Here is a 17,679-nt window from a genome sequence, read left to right as displayed (position 1 = left end):
TCCCGCACCTTTCCCAACGCCTGTTTCAGTTGTTGTTATTTTTATGCGTGACGTTTCTTTTTCTTCTTGGATTTCTTTCCTAATTTGGATACATAGGGAATTGTTCCCAGTACACTTAATCCAAGATATTTCTCTACATCTTCCGGTGTCTTCACTGTGTCATTGGTAAGATATACGATAATGACAATAGCTGCTGCCAGAAGAATTCCAAACATTCCGCCCAGCATGCCGTTCTTTGCAGCACTTGGACTTGACGGAGAATCCGGAATATTTGCAGTCTCTACTACGTTTACAGCTTTGATATCCATAACCTGCTGGATATGCTTGGATGCGATATCTCTGACTGCATTGGCAATCTCTGCCGCAGTATACGGATCCGTATCTGTAATCGTAATAGATACTACTCGTGTATCTGTCGGTGTGTCTACAGACAGCTTACTGAGAAGCTGCTCATGTGTCATATCCAGGCCAAGCTGCGCGATCACGCCCTCTGTAACTGTACGGCTTTTGATAAGCTCTACATAATCCTTGGTCAGTGATGTACTGGTCTGGATATCCTGATTGGTCAGTGTGCTGCTGTCCTGCTTGGACAGGACAACGATCTTGGTTGTGGATTCATACTTCGGTGTGATCAGAAGCATGGTTCCCATAACAGCTACCAGGCAGAAAACAATACCGGATAAAATGATGATACCCAGTTTGCTCAGCAGTAGATGAAATACTTCTCCAAGATCGATCTCTACTTCGTCATTGTTGTTTACAGTCTGATTTTCCATTTCTACTCTCCATTACCCTGTGATTTTCCGGGGATTTCTGATAAAGATCTTCTTTACATATTCGCTCCCCATTGTCTTTTCCATTTTTGCGACACATTTGCCGATTTCCGGAATTCGTTCTGTCTTTCTGTGGCCATCTGATCCTACAAAATCCAAAAGGCCCTGTTTCATGACTTTCTTCGCAAATGTTCTGGCACCAAAGCCATCCTGTCCGCTGATGGTGTCCGCATTGACCTGGATGTATGCTCCCATCTGCTTCAGTTCCGTAAGAAAGCCAATATCATTACGTGTCGCCTTGTAACGTTCCACATGAGCGATGATCGGAATATATCCATTCATCAGAAGACTTCTGACCCGTTCTTCGATATATTTCTTCTCATCTCCGTTACTGAATTCCACAAGCACATATCTGGACCCAGCCATCGTAAGCCTTCGCCCTTTTTTAAGACATTCTACCATGTCCATGCTGGAATGAAGCTCACACCCCAGATAAAGACGCATGCCTTCTTCTCCAATATTCATGGCTGCTCTTCTCAGCTGCATAAACTGCCGGGTTACAATATTCAGATGCGGTTCGAACATATCATACCGAAAATGCGGTGTCAGGATTACATGCCGCACTCCCTCATTATATTCCTTGTTCAGCATCCACAGGGATTCCTCCGTGTTTCTTGCGCCGTCATCTACCCCGGGGAGAATATGACAATGAATATCATAAAGTCCCTTCATTAAAATAACCTGCTCATTTCTGTTCTGATGCTCTGTTTACTTGCTGCTCTCGCCATAGTCTCCATAGGAACCGTACTTGCCATATTTACCATATTTGCCATATTTGCCGTACTTTCCGTAATGGCCGTAAGTACCTGCCTTGCTGTAGTCTACCTTGTTAAGGATCGTTCCGAGGATCGGACAGTTACTCTTGGCAAGCTGATCCTTTACTTCCTGTACAAAACGATAACTGATGGTGCCTGCCTCAATAACGATCACAGATCCGTCACAGGAATCTGCTATAATGGCACTGTCGATAATGATTCCAAGCGGCGGTGTATCTACGATAACATAATCATATACGTCTCTTACCACACGGATCATGTCCTTAAATAATCTGTTTCCCAGAAGCTCTGCCGGGTTAGGCGGAACAATACCGGAAAAAATAATGTGAAACTTAGGGAGGGTGGTAGCACAGATCACGTCAGAAAGCTTGGCCTGCTTGGACAGATAATGTGCAAGTCCCATGACTTCCTGATCAACAGATACCCGCCCCATCATAACAGATTTACGGAGATCCGCATCAATAAGCAGAACGGACTTGCCGCTCTCAGCAAGAGATGCAGCCAGATTGAATGCCACACTACTCTTACCTTCATTCGGAGTACAGCTGGTAAGTGCAATGACCTTCTTATCGGCTCCGCAAAACTGGATATTGGTACGAAGTGCCTTATAAGCCTCATCCATCTGATGATCAAACTTCCAATCACTCAGTTTAACTTTAATCATAATTTTTCTTCACCTTTACCTTTATCTTCTATCTGATGACAGCCCTGCCCTCCAGGCATGTCTAATCATTATTATACAATCCACCATCCTATTGTGCAAGTTCTTTATTCGACGTAAAACACGTCAAATATGTACATTTTACCCAATTTCTTTGCTATTTTATCCCTGATAGATCAAAACAGGATAGATTATTCCGCTTTCCTGTGTTAAAATAAACCCACGGCAATGAGTGCAGCTGTTACAGGAGGAGCCATATTTGCTGCTGGCCGCATCGCGGTCCAGCACCCCATTTTGCCAACCGTGATTGGCTGCCATAAGGAGGATATAAGACATGACGAAACAGGATTTTCAGAAGCTGGCAGAGAACCATATCCTGCTGTTGGATGGTGCCACAGGCTCCAACCTGATGAAAGCAGGAATGCCAAGAGGGGTCTGCACTGAGAGCTGGGTTATTGAGCACAAGGATGTGATCCAGGCTCTCCAGAAGGGCTACATTGAAGCAGGAAGCAATATTATCTATGCGCCGACTTTCGGCGGAAACCGTGTGAATCTTACCATGCATGGACTTGAGGGTCAGATTGAAGAGATCAACCACACTCTGGCCGGCTATACCAGAGAGATCGCACCTGCGGGTGTTTATGTTGCAGGTGATATCACCACTACCGGCAAGATGATGGCACCGGCCGGTGATATGACCTATGAGAAAGCTTTTGAGACTTATCAGGAACAGATCGGTTTTCTCCGCGATGCCGGTGTTGACCTGATCGTTGCTGAGACTATGATCAATATTGAGGAGACACTGGCTGCTGTAGATGCCTGCCAGAGTGTCTGCGACCTTCCGATCATCTGCACAGTAACTGTGGAAGCTGACGGAAGTATTTTCAGCGGCGGCAATGCAGTGGAGGCTGCCATGTCTCTTGAGGCTGCAGGTGCTTCTGCTGTTGGTATCAACTGCTCTGTCGGACCTGACCAGCTGGTATCTGTTGTACGCAATATTAAAGAAAATGTTTCCATTCCGGTTATCGCCAAACCGAATGCCGGAATGCCGCAGATCGATGATCAGGGCAATGCTGTTTACAGTATGACACCTGCTGATTTTGCAGGTTATATGAAGGTACTTGTGGATAACGGTGCTTCTGTTGTTGGCGGATGCTGCGGTACCACTCCTGAGTTTATCGCAGAGACTGCACATGTGCTTGGACTTAAATAAAGAATACATATGATATAAAAACAAAAAATCCTGAGATCATCTATATATAAATAGATTTCTCAGGATTCTTTATTTTATTCATAAGTCAGGCGGATATTCGCAATTCCTGGTCTGCTTTCCATATTTCTGCTCACCGGAAAAATACTTATTTATCTTCTCTGCTTTCTTCCGTCCTGTTCACCTCATCTGCATATGCAGAACGTATCGCCTTCCTTACAGGCAGGACACATGCGGGCACAACAGAAAGTCCATCTATTCCCATCTGGATAAACTCCTCTGTAAGATTGGAATCTGCTGCCAGTTCTCCGCATATGTACACATTGCAGCCGGATCTGTGCCCTGCCTCTGTTACCATACGGATCATTTTTACCAGTGCAGGGTGATGGTCGTTATATTTATGTTTCAGAAGAAGATTCTGTCTGTCCATAGCCAGTGTGTACTGAGTCAGGTCATTGGTTCCAAGGCTCAGGAAATCCACACGTTTTCCAAGTTCTTCGCTGATCATTACAGCTGCCGGTGTCTCGATCATGATACCTGTTCGGATATTTTTATACGGGATATTTTTTTCATCAAGGCCTTTCTTAACCTCCCGGATTAGTTCTTCGATCTCGTCAAGCTCTTCCTCTGATGTGATCATCGGATACATCAGACTGATATTTCCATAAGCACTGGCGCGGTAAATAGCACGAAGCTGTGCTTTGAACATTTTTTTCCGGTCAAGGCAGAGACGGATTCCTCGATTTCCCATCATAGGATTTACTTCATCCGGAATAGCCATATAGTCTGCCTGGCGGTCTGCTCCCAGATCTACGGTACGGATTACTGCCGGACGGCCTTCCATATCTTCTGCAACTTTCTTGTAGGCGCGGAAAAGCTCATTCTCTCTCGGATAATTCTCTCTTCCAAGATACTGGAACTCACTGCGGAGAAGTCCGATTCCTGCTGCTCCGTAATAGAGCACTGTGTTCAGGTCATCCAGATTTCCGATATTAGCCAGAAGCCTGATCTCTTTTCCATCTGCTGTGACATCTTTCTGATTTCGAAGTCTCAGCAATTCTTCCCGCTCTTCTGTATCTGCCTGATGACGGATCTCATATTCCTTCAGGAGTTCCGGCTCCGGATCAATATACAGTGTTCCTGTATAGCCATCCACAATGGCCTGATGTCCGTCCCATTCCTTCCGGATCTCCACTTCCACCAGTGTGGGAATCGCCATGGATTTCGCCATAATGGAAACATGGGAAATAATGGAGCCCTGGTGCATGGCTACTGCCAGGAGGCTTGATTTGTTCATCTCCAGAAGTTCATTCGGAGAAAGCTGCTCTGATGCAAGGATCACCGGTTCGTCTCCCAGATTGATCCGCGCATGGGAACCTCCCATTGCACCGATCAGAAGTTCAGATACCTCACGGATGTTCTCAATCTGTTCCTTAACTGCCTCATCTTCCAAATTACGGAATACATTGGCAAGCTCATCCCTTGTAGTCTGGACAGCATAAGCTGCACTGACCTTCTCTGTTGTGATCATGCTCTCCACTGCCCGCTGAAAACTGCCTGCGCCAAGAAGCCTGAGCTGACGTTTCAGTGTCAGCTCCTGCTCCTTTGGAAGCGGGTAGCCATTTTTATACATGTGCTGGATCTGCTCTCTTACCGCTGTTCTTGCGTGATCCAGACGATCCAGCTCTTTTTTTACATTGTCCACCATGGACTGGCGGATCTGATATTCGCCTCTGTGATAATACAGTATTTTTCCTATGGCGATTCCGGCAAAGGCGGATGTGCCCTTATATATTTCCACCTTAAAAACCCCCTTACTGCTCTTTATGCTTTAATCGCAGGCAGCTTTGAATTCTGTCCAGATCTTGTTGTATTCCTGCTCTGCTTCCTGGCTTACATTCTCAATGCTTTCACCTTTTGTCACATCATCCGGAACAACCAGATTCTCATCTACAAGATCATCTGCCGCCTTATTTGTATTATAGTATCCAACAGAATTGATGCATTTGGCTGTTACTTCCGGCTGAAGAAGATAGTTGATAAACTCATTGGCTGCCTCAGCATTCGGTGCCTCGCTTGGGATAAAGGTTCCAAGGATTCCGAATCCAAGTCCCTCTTCCGGATAAACAACCTTGAGATCCGGGTTATCCTTCAATGCCTGTGTAACCTGTGAAGTGTAAAGGAATGCCACACTTGCCTCTCCGTTGAGCAGTGCATTCTGTGTATTGTCATCCTGAATCAGGCGGATATTCGGTGCCAGCTCCTGAAGCTTCTCTCCTGTCCTGGCGATCACGTCAACATCATCTTCATTCATGCTCTCACCCATGGAAAGCTGTGTAATTCCACAAATAACGCGATAAGCTCCAATAATGGCAACACTGTCCTCAAGAGACGGATCCCAGAGATCCTTGTATCCCTTGATATCAATATCTACCTGGTCCGGATCATAAACGATCAGCGGGATTCCTGCACCGTACGGTACCGTATACTCATCGTCCGGGTCATAGAACTGTCCCTGGAAAAGCGGATTGATGTTTCCCCAGTTGGTAATTGCATCTTTGTCAAGCTTCTGAACAAGGCCTTCCTTCACTGCACTTTCAATAATGTAGTCATCCGCAATTACCACATCATAATCACCCCCCTTTGCCTGGGAAAGCTTCTCAAGCATAGTCTCATCTGTATCAAAGTTAGAGTAAACAACCTTAGTGCCTGTTTCTTTTTCGAAGTCATCCAGCACTTCCTGCGGAACCATTCCGTCCCAGGTATAAAGTACCAGTTCATCTTTATCTTTCGCACTGACGCTGACACCTGTTGCCATAGCTGCCGTAAGTGCTGCACATAACATAACTGCTGCTGCTTTTTTCGCTCTCATAGAACCTCCTTAATTCTGTCACACTGACGTTGTCTTATTTTGCTTTTACCTTCGTCCAAAGCTCTGCAAATTTCTGCTTGATCTTTGGCTTCTGGTATCCGAAGATCTCATTCTTCGGATTGTCGATCTTCGGAATATAGGAATCGATTCCCTCGTAAGTTCCGTTCTTCATCTCCTCGAATGCACTCTTCACAGTAGAAGTATATCCTACTTCTTCAGTATTTGAAAGTGCATTTTCGTCATCCAGCATAAAATTAATGAACTCGTGTGCCAGATCTACCTCGCTGCAGTCCTTTGTGATGACCATTGCATCATACCAGGTGTTTGTTCCCTGCTGCGGAGTATAATAGTCAAGATCCTGATTTTCGCTGATAATATAAGAGGCATCTCCGGAATATACAACTGCCATCGCCTTGTTTCCTGAAATCATATTGTCGATCACATCATCTCCTGCATAGATCGGATCCATGGTATCTCTCTGATCGATCAACCAGTCATAAGCTTCCTGGATCTCATCCAGATCCTTGGTATTCATGGAATATCCCAGTGCTTTCAGAGCGATCATAAAGGAATCCCTCTCAGAATCATACATGTAAAGATTTCCTTTGTATTTTTCATCCTTAAGAATATTCCAGCCTTCCTTATCCAGGTCTTCCTGAGATACTACATTCTTATTATAAAGGATTCCTACAGTTCCCCAGAAATACGGGCAGGAATAACGGTTTCCCGGATCATAGTCCTTGTTCTTCACTTCCGGAAGAAGATTTTTCTTATTTGGGATCTTTTTCCAGTCAATAGCCTGCAGATATTCTTCTTTGATCAGACGCTCGATCATATAATCGGACGGAACCAGAACATCATAGGTCTCACCGCTGGCAAGCTTGGTATACATCATCTCGTTGGATTCGAAGGTTTCATACACAACAGTGCAGTTATATTCTTTTTCGAACTTATCCAGCAGGCTCAGGTCCATATATTCACCGGCATTGTAAACTCGCAGTATATGGCTTCCCTGGCTTACGATCGTCCACTTTCCCATAACGATCACAAAAATCACTGCTGTCACTGCTGCCACGATCCTTCTTGTACGTGGCTTCATCTTTTTTGCAGCGGAAGCCTGGAGCTTTGGAAGCACCAGATTTCCCAAAAGCAGCACCACCACAATGACTACGATAACGATGGTAGACAGAGCATTGATGGTCGGATTGATACGCTTCGTCATATTATATACAACAATGGAGATATTTTTTACTCCGTTTCCTGAAACAAAGTAGGAAATTACGAAATCGTCAAAGGACATGGTAAATGCCAGCAGCGCCCCCGCAAAAATCCCCTCTTTGATCATTGGCACGATAACTTTCGTCAGAGCCTGATATGGAGTTGCTCCAAGATCCATTGCAGCGTTGGCAAGATTCGGGTCCAGGCTTCGCACTTTCGGATATACACTCGTGATAACATACGGCGTACAGAACGCGATATGCGCCAGAAGCATGGTCAGATAACCTTTCGTCATTCCCAGAGAAGAAAACAGAAGCATCAGGCCGATAGCTGTTACTATCTCGGGATTCAGTATTGGAAAATTATTAATTGTGAGAACCAGCTCCTTGAGCACTTTTCTGGATTTCGAAAGGCCGATAGCCGTGATGGTTCCCAGTACTGTGGAAATGATCGTTGCCAGGATCGCAATAGACACGGAAACATATACTGCCTTGCTGATTTCCATATTATTTATCAGCTCACCATACCAGCGCAGGGAAAATCCTGTAAATCTTGTCAGCGACTTGGATGAGTTAAAGGAAAAGATCATCGTCACAAGGATGGGCAGGTAAAAAAACGCCAGGCACAGCACTACGTATAATTTTGAAAATATGGTATTTTTTCTTTTCATCTCCTGCCTCCTTTAATCGTCCTGTTTGTCCATCTTCTTCATCAGGCTCATAAAGATCAGGATGATCACAGCCAGGATCAGAGAGATGGCACTTCCGAAGTTCCAGTCGCCGACGGAGATAAACTGCGACTCGATCAGGTTACCGATGAGCATGTACTGGCCGCCGCCGAGAAGTTTCGGAATTACGAAAGTTGAGATGGACAAAAGGAATACCATCATAACACCATTGACAACACCCGGCATGGAAAGCTTCCAAGTTACTTTCCAGAAAGTCTGGAACGGATTTGCCCCAAGGTCATTCGCCGCCTCGATCAGTGACTTGTCCATTTTACTTAAAGATGTATGGATCGGAATGATCATAAACGGCATAAAGTTACAGACAAGACCTACGATAACGGAAAAATCTGTATACATCATGGTGATCGGTGAGATTCCCAGCATTTTCAGAAGATTGTTCACCAGACCATTATCAGAAAGAATGTTCATCCATGCATAAGTACGCAGAAGCATGTTGATCCACATGGGGATCGTAACCATCAGTATGAGAAAGCTCTGCACCTTTTCGGAATATTTTGAAATAATGTATGCTAGGGGATATCCGCATACAAGACAGATCAATGTTGTCAGGATGCCCAGGCGAAAAGATTTCAGGATCACACTTAAATAGGTAGTTTCCAGAAATTTCCCAAAATTCGCCCATGTGAAATGCAGGGTAAGTACCTCGTTTCCATCGGATGTAAAGGCATAAAGCACGATCAGGATCAGCGGTACAACGATCAGAATCGCTGCCCAGATGATGTACGGCTTAATGAGATGCTTAAACTGTTTCATTAGTATCCTCCCATTCTGCACATAACATGGATGTCCTCAGGACCGAATTTCAGTCCAACCTCACGTCCTACTGCTGCGTAATCCGTAGTGTGTACCATGTATGTGCGAAGCTCCGTCTCGATCAGTATCTCATAATGAACGCCCTTGAACGTAATGTTCCGTACGGTACCTCTGATCTTGGCCTGATCCGGCTCCACGATATCCAGATCCTCCGGACGAAGAACCACCTCAATGGCTTCGTTGTCCTCGAATCCTTTATCTACACATTCAAACCGGAAGCCATCAAATTCCACCAGGAAATCTTTGATCATAGTTCCTTCTATAATATTGGACTCTCCGATAAAGCCTGCCACAAAACGGTTCTCCGGCTCATTGTAGATATCTGTCGGGCTCCCGATCTGCTGAATTTCACCATTGTTCATGACAACTACGGTATCAGACATGGAAAGTGCCTCTTCCTGGTCATGGGTGACATAGATAAATGTGATTCCTACTTCTCTTTGGATTTTTTTCAGCTCGATCTGCATCTGCTTGCGGATTTTTGCATCCAGAGCACCAAGCGGCTCATCCAGAAGAAGGACTTTCGGCTCATTGACAAGTGCTCTCGCAATGGCAACTCGCTGCTGCTGGCCGCCGGAAAGAAGGGTGACATCTCTTTTTTCGAAGCCCTCCAGACCTACCATCTTCAGCATTCTTTTTACTTTCTGCTCGATCACGGATTTATCCACTTTTTTCAGGTTCAGGCCGAAACCGATGTTGTCCATAACATTGAGATGCGGAAACAGTGCGTATTTCTGGAATACAGTGTTGATTTCTCTCTTATATGGAGGAAGCTTGGATATCTCAATACCGTTAAAAAGCACCTCTCCGCCGCTTGGCTCCTCAAAGCCTGCGATAATTCTTAAGGTTGTTGTTTTTCCACAGCCGCTGGGTCCCAGAAGCGTAAGGAATTCGTTTTCGTGGATGTCCAGGTTGATACCACGAAGCACCTGCTGGTCATCAAAGTTTTTTGTGAGATTCTTTAACTCGATCAGTTTATTGCTCATCTCTTATTCCCCTTCCCGCGTTTTCCAAGGATCAGATACACAGCCAGCACAAGAAGGATCGCTCCCAGCATGATCGTGCAAAGTGCATTAATCTCCGGCGTAACGCCTGTTTTCATCTGTGTGTAAACTTTTATCGGCAGCGTGGATACACGCGGACCTGTAACAAAAATGCTGATCACCACATCATCCATGGACATGGCAAAGGCCAGCAGAGAGCCGGATATGACAGCCGGCATGATCAGCGGCAGGGTAATGTCCCAAAATGCCCTGAAAGAACCTGCACCAAGATCTCTGGCTGCCTCCTCAAGAGATGGGTCCATTCCCACAAGCCTTGCTTTTACTTCCATTAATATATAGGGTACACAGAAAACCGTGTGTCCGATGAGAAGTGTCAGCATTCCAAATGGCAGATGCAGCATGTAAAAAAACGCCATCAGCACCATTCCAAGGATTATCTCAGGGATCATCAGCGGCAGAATGGAAATATACTCCATCACTCCTTTTGTTTTCCAGTGGATCCTGGAAAGTCCTACAGCCCCCAGTGTTCCGATCACCGCAGATACCCCACAGCTGGATACCGCAAGGATCAGACTGTTTTTCAATGCCTGGATCATGTCTCTGTCCTGAAAAAGTTCCTGATACCATTTCATTGAAAATCCGGTGAACCGAACCGGAAGTCTTGCTTCATTAAAAGAAAATACAACTACCACTCCAATAGGCAGATACATGAGAAAAAACAGGATTCCCAGATATAAACCCGAAAGCTTTGAATTCTTTTTCATCCGATTCCCTCCAGTTCCTTTACATTAGTGATCTTACGATACACCACGATCATAAGTGTGGTAAGTACCATCAATACAACAGCAAGTGCCGCTGCAAACGGCCAGTTGTTTCCTCTTGTCATCTGCTCCTGTATCAGACTTCCAACCAGTACGATCTTGTTTCCGCCAAGGATATCTGCAATAAAGAACAGGCCCATGGATGGGATAAACGTGAGGATCACTCCGGAAAGAAGTCCTGGCAGTGTCAGCTTAAAGGTAACACTCCAGAATGCCTGCCATCTGCCGGCTCCAAGATCTCTGGCGGCTTCGATCAATGACCAGTCCAGCTTCTCCGCACTGGAATATACAGATAAAGCCATAAACGGCAGCAAAACATAAACCATGCCGATAACAATAGCAGGATAACTGTACAGAATCTTCAGTGGTTCCTGTATCAGCCCCAGTTTCATTAAAATATAGTTCAGAAGACCTTTTTTCTGGAGAATGATGATCCAGCCATAAAGCCGGATCAGGGAGTTCACCCAGAAAGGCAGCATCAGAAACAGCATGGCAAGCTTCTTTTTTCCCTCGGAAAGTTTCGCCATAAAATAGCCGAAAGGGTAACCGATCAGACAGATGATCAGTGTACTGGTGATGGCAAGGCGAAAAGATCCTGTAAAAGTCTGCAGGTATACAGGCTCCAGGATCTGTTTGTAATTATCCAGAGTAAATTTCCAGTTTACGCCGTATCCGCCGTCTGCTGTGGAAAAGCTTAAGGCGATCACATACAGGAGTGGCAGGGCTACGAAGATCAGGGTAAAAATGTACAATGGCAGGATCATCCATACGGAGCCTGCGCCACGCTTACGCATGGGTGCCTCCTGTTGTGCTTTGGTTATCTCTCTGAGCTTTCTGCGTGTTTGTTTCTGCGTTTGCTTCGGGTCTGTCTACAAGAACCGCATCGGAAGGCTTAAAACAGCAGCGTACTGTTTCACCTACATTTACGTTTGTGTCGATACCGTAGCGGCTTGCTATGATCTCCTGGCCTTCGGTTGTTTTCAATACTACACGAAGCTGACCGCCTGCGAACGTTTTTTCTGTTACTATGGCGGTGAGACCATAAATATTACCAGTTGAGTTTGTATTATCCATGTGCTTCTGTGTGCCTTCATGTGCATTTTTCTCTGCACATTCGTTTTCTTTTTCCTGTAGATTACCCTGTATGTTTTTTACGGTTTCTTCAAAGCGGATATTTTCACTTCGTACCGCGATCCTGACGGTTTCACCTGGCTGCGGCATATTTTCTTCTAATACTGGCAAAACCTGCACTTCTCCACTTTCTGTTATTATTGTGATCTGATGGTCTTTATTATCTGCCGGCTCTTTTACAACACCTTTCAGAATATTTGCATTACCTACAAAAGTCGCAACATAGCTGGTTTTCGGATGATTATATATTTCATCCGGTGTTCCGATCTGCTCAAAACGTCCGTGGTTCATCACTGCGATCGTGTCCGACATATTGATGGCTTCTTCCTGATCGTGGGTAATGTAAATAAATGTAATTCCAAGCTTCTTCTGCAGGTGCTTCAGCTCATGCTGCATGGCTCGCCTCAGCTGCAAATCCAGTGCCCCCAGCGGCTCGTCCAGAAGAAGGACTTCCGGGTTATTCACCAATGCCCTGGCAATCGCTACTCGCTGCCGCTGGCCGCCGGAAAGTTCCGATGGCTTTCTTTTTTCAAATCCTGTAAGCTGCACAAGTTCCAGCATTTCCTTTACTCTGCGGCTGATCTCAGCTTTTGGCGTTTTCTTTAATTTCAACCCATAACCGATATTGTCCGCCACATTCATATGTGGAAAAAGTGCGTAATTCTGGAACACTGTGTTCACGTTTCTGCGGTTAGGTTCCAGTCCTGTCACATCTTTCCCATTCAGAAAAACCTGCCCGGAATCCGGCTGTTCCAGCCCCGCGATAATGCGCAATGTAGTGGTTTTACCACAACCGGAAGATCCCAGCAGTGTAACAAATTCGCCTTTTTTTGCCGTAAGGCAGATGCCATCCAGGACGTCCTCCCCATCCTGGAAGCTCTTTTTTATGTTTTTGAGTTCTAATGAAATTTCGGACATTTAATTCTCCTTGTCTTTTTTTAAACGAACTTATGATAGCCTTCATGACTTACGAATATCCGCTTAATTACTCATTCTCAGAAAAATTATCCCGTATATACTGGCAATAGCTTTCTTTATTAAATACAGGTTTAAATTCCCGACAGATTTTCTTTGCTTCTTTTGCCTGATCACGGAGAAGGTGATATATTGTCAGAGCCAGAAGCTTAGCTGGTTTAATATATGCCAGTTCTTCATCTGTGATCTGGAAATCTGCTCCGTGAAGTTTTCCTTCAAATCCTCCGAATGTAAAATTCAGTACAGGGAATAGATGAGTCAGGTCTCCTACATCTGTGCAAGCATTGTTGAAATCCGAAGGCCTGGAGCATCGGTATGTAGCATCCAGAAGTTCCACAGATTCTTTCATAACTTCATCTGCACCCCTGTGAATGACCGGCATATATCCCTGCAAAGGCTCTCTTTTAATCTTACCGCCGAAAGCGTAGGCTGCACCATCATAAGCCCGGTCCATTTTTTCCTGAGTGGCGCGGATCGCTTCCAGGGATGCTGCACGGACTTTTGTCTCGATCACGGCCTCGTCCGGAACTGCATTGATCACATCACCGGCTTTGCGTATCACATTATGAAGACGCACATGATCTTCCTCCCGGAAAGTTTCACGCATCAAGCCCATCATCTGAATCGCACTTGAAGTAATACTTAATGCATTGACTCCATCCCAGGGATCAATGGCTGCATGCGCTGCTTTTCCTCTTACTGTAACGCGCTCTGCTGAAAATCCATTGCAGGCTGCATTTCCCAGATAAAAATCTTCTTCCACCGGCATCATATGCACATGAGTTGTCATAATAATGTCTGAATGATCAAATTCTCCCAGACGGATCAGCTCGCTTTTTCCAGATGCCGGAAAGCCGATTCCTTCTTTTCGAAGGCGTACACGTTTGTCTGCATCTATATATTCTTCCGCCGGAACGGCAAAAAAAGATACGGACCCAGACAGAGAGGCTTGAACCTCCTCATTGGTCAGTGCCAATGCTGCGCCGATCATGGCTGCAATCTGTGCGTGGTGTCCGCATGCATGTGCTGTCCCGTTTACGGGATCAGCCATCGGATGCGACTTGCATCCAATTGCGTCAAGTTCTCCGATAATAGTAATGTTTGGTCCGTCCTGTTCCATCCACTCTGCACGAACCCCTGTGCGTGCAAGTCCTCCATGTACGCGAAGTCCCAGACCACGCAAAAAAGCCGCTACGTGTGCGGCTGTTCTCTCTTCATAAAACCCCGGCTCCGGATGACTCTGGATATCCTTCGCAAGGGCTATGATTTCTTCTCTGTGTTCATCTATAATCTGAATGATTTTTTCTTCAATATGATTCATGTCTTATAACTTCCATTTTCCGCAGGTTAAGCTATATGATATCATAAAACAGTTGGTTTGGAAATAGATATTTTTTGGAGATATTTCGCTACTCCGTCGTTTTCATTGGATTCTATGATTCCGGTTGCCATATCTTTCAGTTCTTTTACTGCATTTTCCACTGCATAGGCTTCATCCGCTATTTCAAACATATCAATATCATTTTTTCCATCACCAAAAACAACTAATCTGTCACATTCCAGTTTTTGTTTTAGCTGCAAAGCAGCCTGCGCTTTGGATGCTTTTTGCGGCATGATTTCCAGCCACTGCTCGCCTGTATAGATATCTTGCTGATAAACAACGTGATATTTATTTTTGTATTTATGATAAAATGGTTCAAGCTTTTCCGACTTATCAATGCAGGTGATATAAAAAAGATTTCCATACATCAGTTCAGATTCTGTAGTTACAATATTCGTACGTTTGTCGCCCTTCCGGCTGTTCAAAAATGCCTTCATTCCACTTGTAGCCTTTGCCGGTATGTAAGAAAATTTTTCAATATCATTCTGATATGAATATATAATCGGATATATTTTGTGTGCAAAAAGATCTTTCAATACCTCATATATATCATCTTCAAAATAATTGGCAATGAGGATTTCTTCTGTTACATTATCTTTCACAAATGCCCCGTTGTATATAATTAGCGGAAAATGTGTGTTAAGACCTTCTGTTACTTTTTTCGATGTATTTAATGATCGGGCTGTTGCATAGGAAAAAAACAGGCCTGAAGAAGTTAAAGCATTGATTGTTTTTATTGTATATGGAGATAAAGTTTCATTTTTTCGTAAAAGAGTTCCGTCAAGATCTGATACGTATAATGTTTTCATAAATAAATCCTTTCGTTTTACTGTAGACAAAGAAACTTTTTTCAGTCGACAGGGAAATTGATGATAAATCATTTTTTTATTATAGCACAAAAAAAGTGGCTGTTTAAGCCACTTTTCACGATTGTATATTCAAAACTACATACATGGTTTGGTGATGATTGTTAATCGTATTTCGAATCAATTTTAACCTGCGTTTCTTGGTCAAGCCCTCACCCGATTAGTAACAGTCAGCTCCATGTGTTACCACACTTCCACCCCTGCCCTATCTACCTCGTCGTCTTCAAGGGGGTTTACTTCTTTAAGAATGGGATATCTCATCTTGAGGGGGGCTTCACGCTTAGATGCCTTCAGCGTTTATCCCTTCCGGACTTGGCTACCCGGCCATGGCTTTGGCAAGCCAACCGGTCCACCAGCGGTCCGTCCATCCCGGTCCTCTCGTACTAAGGACAGCTCCTCTCAGATATCCTACGCCCACGCCGGATAGGGACCGAACTGTCTCACGACGTTCTGAACCCAGCTCGCGTACCGCTTTAATGGGCGAACAGCCCAACCCTTGGGACCTACTACAGCCCCAGGATGCGATGAGCCGACATCGAGGTGCCAAACCACTCCGTCGATGTGAACTCTTGGGAGTGATAAGCCTGTTATCCCCAGGGTAGCTTTTATCCGTTGAGCGATGGCATTCCCACTTAATACCACCGGATCACTAAGCCCTACTTTCGTACCTGCTCCACCCGTCGGTGTCGCAGTCAAGCTCCCTTCTGCCTTTGCACTCTTCGAATGGTTTCCGTCCATTCTGAGGGAACCTTTGGGCGCCTCCGATACCCTTTCGGAGGCGACCGCCCCAGTCAAACTCCCCGCCTGGCATTGTCCCACCGCCGGATCACGGCGGCTGGTTAGAAGCCCAATATCACAAGGGTGGTATCCCAACAGCGGCTCCGCGGCAACTGACGTTACCGTTTCTCAGCCTCCCACCTATCCTGTACATGCAACACCGGACCCCAGTGCCAAACTGGAGTAAAGCTCCATGGGGTCTTTCCGTCCTGGCGCGGGTAGCCAGCATCTTCACTGGCACTTCAATTTCACCGGATGTATTGCCGAGACAGCGCTCAAATCATTACGCCTTTCGTGCGGGTCGGAACTTACCCGACAAGGAATTTCGCTACCTTAGGACCGTTATAGTTACGGCCGCCGTTTACTGGGGCTTAAATTCAAAGCTTCGACTTACGTCTAACCTCTCCTCTTAACCTTCCAGCACCGGGCAGGCGTCAGCCCATATACCTCACCTTTCGGTTTCGCATAGACCTGTGTTTTTGCTAAACAGTTGCTTGAGCCTATTCTCTGCGGCCTGCTCTCGCAGGCACCCCTTCTCCCTAAGTTACGGGGCCATTTTGCCGAGTTCCTTGGCAATACTTCTTCCGCCGGCCTTAGGATTCTCTCCTCATCCACCTGTGTCGGTTTACGGTACGGGTACAGTATAAACAATAGCGGCTTTTCTTGACGCATGGCTCACGGGCTTCGCTACTAAAATTCGCTCCACATCACGTCTTCCCATTGCATGGCGGATTTTCCTACCATACTGGTACCTCGCTTGTACCGGACTTTCCATTCCCGGCTCCCGCTCTCCTTACGTGTCCCCACAGTTCTGTTATACTGCAGTACAGGAATATCAACCTGTTGTCCATCGGCTACGGCTCTCGCCCTCACCTTAGGTCCCGACTCACCCAGGGCAGATCAGCTTTACCCTGGAAACCTTGGATATTCGGCCTAGAGGATTCCCACCTCTATCTCGCTACTCATTCCGGCATTCTCTCTTCTATACAGTCCACAGCTCCTTACGGTACTGCTTCTTCCCATATACAATGCTCCTCTACCAATCCTTTCGGATTCCTTAGTTTCGGTGGCGCGTTTCAGCCCCGGACATTTTCGGCGCAGGACCTCTCGACCAGTGAGCTATTACGCACTCTTTGAATGTATGGCTGCTTCTGAGCCAACATCCTGGTTGTCTTCGAAATCCCACATCCTTTTCCACTTAACGCGCACTTTGGGACCTTAACTGTAGGTCTGGGCTCTTTCCCTTTTGACCGCCCAACTTATCTCGTGCAGTCTGACTCCCGGTGATATCTACACGGCATTCGGAGTTTGATATTCTTCGGTAGGCTTTGACGCCCCCTAGGAAATTCAGTGCTCTACCTCCGCAAGACTCACACCGAGGCTAGCCCTAAAGCTATTTCGAGGAGAACCAGCTATCTCCGGGTTCGATTGGAATTTCTCCCCTATCCACACCTCATCCCCACCCTTTTCAACGGATGTGGGTTCGGTCCTCCACTACCTCTTACGGCAGCTTCAACCTGGACATGGATAGATCACCCGGTTTCGGGTCTACTCCTACTGACTCTGGCCCTCTTAAGACTTGGTTTCCCTACG

General features: G+C 45.7%; 14 protein-coding genes and 1 rRNA gene (1 of these 15 running past the window's edge). 1 reads left to right on the top strand and 14 read right to left on the bottom strand.

The features are described 5' to 3' along the window. Positions 1 to 41 precede the first annotated feature (41 nt). The 3 genes from AC04Q4_RS00085 to AC04Q4_RS00075 are packed head-to-tail and all read right to left on the bottom strand — an operon-like array spanning position 42 to position 2,273. On the bottom strand, positions 42 to 776 hold the full coding sequence (locus AC04Q4_RS00085; protein WP_476388230.1) for a Wzz/FepE/Etk N-terminal domain-containing protein: 735 nt from the start codon (positions 774 to 776) through the stop codon (positions 42 to 44). Positions 777 to 788: 12 nt separating this feature from the next. Then, the gene (locus AC04Q4_RS00080) at positions 789 to 1,505 is read right to left on the bottom strand and encodes a CpsB/CapC family capsule biosynthesis tyrosine phosphatase (RefSeq protein ID WP_173737549.1); all 717 of its coding nucleotides are present in this window, start codon (positions 1,503 to 1,505) and stop codon (positions 789 to 791) included. Positions 1,506 to 1,541: 36 nt separating this feature from the next. Further along, a complete protein-coding gene (locus tag AC04Q4_RS00075) occupies positions 1,542 to 2,273 on the bottom strand; it encodes a polysaccharide biosynthesis tyrosine autokinase (RefSeq protein ID WP_173737548.1) in 732 nt (243 codons plus the stop codon). 331 nt (positions 2,274 to 2,604) lie between these two features. Between AC04Q4_RS00075 and AC04Q4_RS00070 the strand changes: the two genes are divergently transcribed. After that, a complete protein-coding gene (locus AC04Q4_RS00070) occupies positions 2,605 to 3,483 on the top strand; it encodes a homocysteine S-methyltransferase family protein (protein ID WP_173737547.1) in 879 nt (292 codons plus the stop codon). Positions 3,484 to 3,628: 145 nt separating this feature from the next. On the opposite strand, the gene ptsP is transcribed toward AC04Q4_RS00070, so the two are convergent. The 11 genes from ptsP to AC04Q4_RS00015 all read right to left on the bottom strand — a co-directional run. Further along, a complete protein-coding gene (gene ptsP / locus AC04Q4_RS00065) occupies positions 3,629 to 5,281 on the bottom strand; it encodes a phosphoenolpyruvate--protein phosphotransferase (protein ID WP_173737546.1) in 1,653 nt (550 codons plus the stop codon). A 30-nt stretch (positions 5,282 to 5,311) separates the two neighbouring features. Beyond that, positions 5,312 to 6,352: a polyamine ABC transporter substrate-binding protein gene (locus AC04Q4_RS00060; RefSeq protein WP_173737545.1), complete on the bottom strand. Its 1,041-nt coding sequence runs from the start codon at positions 6,350 to 6,352 to the stop codon at positions 5,312 to 5,314. 34 nt (positions 6,353 to 6,386) lie between these two features. Beyond that, a complete protein-coding gene (locus AC04Q4_RS00055; RefSeq protein WP_173737544.1) occupies positions 6,387 to 8,240 on the bottom strand; it encodes an extracellular solute-binding protein in 1,854 nt (617 codons plus the stop codon). 12 nt (positions 8,241 to 8,252) lie between these two features. Beyond that, complete coding sequence (locus tag AC04Q4_RS00050) at positions 8,253 to 9,071, bottom strand: ABC transporter permease (RefSeq protein WP_173737543.1); 819 nt, start codon at positions 9,069 to 9,071, stop codon at positions 8,253 to 8,255. Next, positions 9,071 to 10,117: a spermidine/putrescine ABC transporter ATP-binding protein gene (gene potA, locus AC04Q4_RS00045; protein WP_119240823.1), complete on the bottom strand. Its 1,047-nt coding sequence runs from the start codon at positions 10,115 to 10,117 to the stop codon at positions 9,071 to 9,073. Before potA ends, AC04Q4_RS00050 begins: the two co-directional genes overlap by 1 nt. Next, positions 10,114 to 10,899 (bottom strand): ABC transporter permease, encoded by a 786-nt coding sequence (locus AC04Q4_RS00040; protein ID WP_173737542.1) that lies wholly within the window; start codon positions 10,897 to 10,899, stop codon positions 10,114 to 10,116. Before AC04Q4_RS00040 ends, potA begins: the two co-directional genes overlap by 4 nt. After that, complete coding sequence (locus AC04Q4_RS00035; RefSeq protein ID WP_173737541.1) at positions 10,896 to 11,750, bottom strand: ABC transporter permease; 855 nt, start codon at positions 11,748 to 11,750, stop codon at positions 10,896 to 10,898. The genes AC04Q4_RS00040 and AC04Q4_RS00035 overlap by 4 nt, the downstream gene beginning before the upstream one ends. Then, positions 11,743 to 13,005 carry an ABC transporter ATP-binding protein gene (locus AC04Q4_RS00030; protein ID WP_173737540.1) on the bottom strand — a complete coding sequence of 421 codons (1,263 nt, stop codon included), beginning with the start codon at positions 13,003 to 13,005 and terminating at the stop codon, positions 11,743 to 11,745. The genes AC04Q4_RS00035 and AC04Q4_RS00030 overlap by 8 nt, the downstream gene beginning before the upstream one ends. Before the next feature lie 67 nt (positions 13,006 to 13,072). Beyond that, complete coding sequence (locus AC04Q4_RS00025; protein ID WP_173737539.1) at positions 13,073 to 14,383, bottom strand: peptidase dimerization domain-containing protein; 1,311 nt, start codon at positions 14,381 to 14,383, stop codon at positions 13,073 to 13,075. Between the two features lie 41 nt (positions 14,384 to 14,424). Further along, positions 14,425 to 15,252 (bottom strand): HAD family hydrolase, encoded by an 828-nt coding sequence (locus AC04Q4_RS00020; RefSeq protein ID WP_173737538.1) that lies wholly within the window; start codon positions 15,250 to 15,252, stop codon positions 14,425 to 14,427. 197 nt (positions 15,253 to 15,449) lie between these two features. Continuing rightward, positions 15,450 to 17,679 (bottom strand): 23S ribosomal RNA (locus AC04Q4_RS00015) (it continues 658 nt past the right edge of the window).

It is taken from the genome of Blautia sp. HA8986 (assembly GCF_056504635.1).
The sequence above is the reverse complement of the archived record's forward strand: the minus strand, read 5'-3'. Positions and strand labels throughout refer to the sequence as shown.

Bases quoted from the DNA above. Each gene is read 5' to 3' on its own strand.
- AC04Q4_RS00050 (WP_173737543.1), bottom strand. From the start codon at position 9,071: ATGAAACAGTTTAAGCATCTCATTAAGCCGTACATCATCTGGGCAGCG.
- AC04Q4_RS00060 (WP_173737545.1), bottom strand. From the start codon at position 6,352: ATGAGAGCGAAAAAAGCAGCAGCAGTTATGTTATGTGCAGCACTTACG.
- AC04Q4_RS00025 (WP_173737539.1), bottom strand. From the start codon at position 14,383: ATGAATCATATTGAAGAAAAAATCATTCAGATTATAGATGAACACAGA.
- AC04Q4_RS00085 (WP_476388230.1), bottom strand. From the start codon at position 776: ATGGAAAATCAGACTGTAAACAACAATGACGAAGTAGAGATCGATCTT.
- AC04Q4_RS00035 (WP_173737541.1), bottom strand. From the start codon at position 11,750: ATGCGTAAGCGTGGCGCAGGCTCCGTATGGATGATCCTGCCATTGTAC.
- potA (WP_119240823.1), bottom strand. From the start codon at position 10,117: ATGAGCAATAAACTGATCGAGTTAAAGAATCTCACAAAAAACTTTGAT.
- AC04Q4_RS00075 (WP_173737548.1), bottom strand. From the start codon at position 2,273: ATGATTAAAGTTAAACTGAGTGATTGGAAGTTTGATCATCAGATGGAT.
- AC04Q4_RS00055 (WP_173737544.1), bottom strand. From the start codon at position 8,240: ATGAAAAGAAAAAATACCATATTTTCAAAATTATACGTAGTGCTGTGC.
- AC04Q4_RS00020 (WP_173737538.1), bottom strand. From the start codon at position 15,252: ATGAAAACATTATACGTATCAGATCTTGACGGAACTCTTTTACGAAAA.
- AC04Q4_RS00080 (WP_173737549.1), bottom strand. From the start codon at position 1,505: ATGAAGGGACTTTATGATATTCATTGTCATATTCTCCCCGGGGTAGAT.
- AC04Q4_RS00030 (WP_173737540.1), bottom strand. From the start codon at position 13,005: ATGTCCGAAATTTCATTAGAACTCAAAAACATAAAAAAGAGCTTCCAG.
- AC04Q4_RS00040 (WP_173737542.1), bottom strand. From the start codon at position 10,899: ATGAAAAAGAATTCAAAGCTTTCGGGTTTATATCTGGGAATCCTGTTT.
- AC04Q4_RS00070 (WP_173737547.1), top strand. From the start codon at position 2,605: ATGACGAAACAGGATTTTCAGAAGCTGGCAGAGAACCATATCCTGCTG.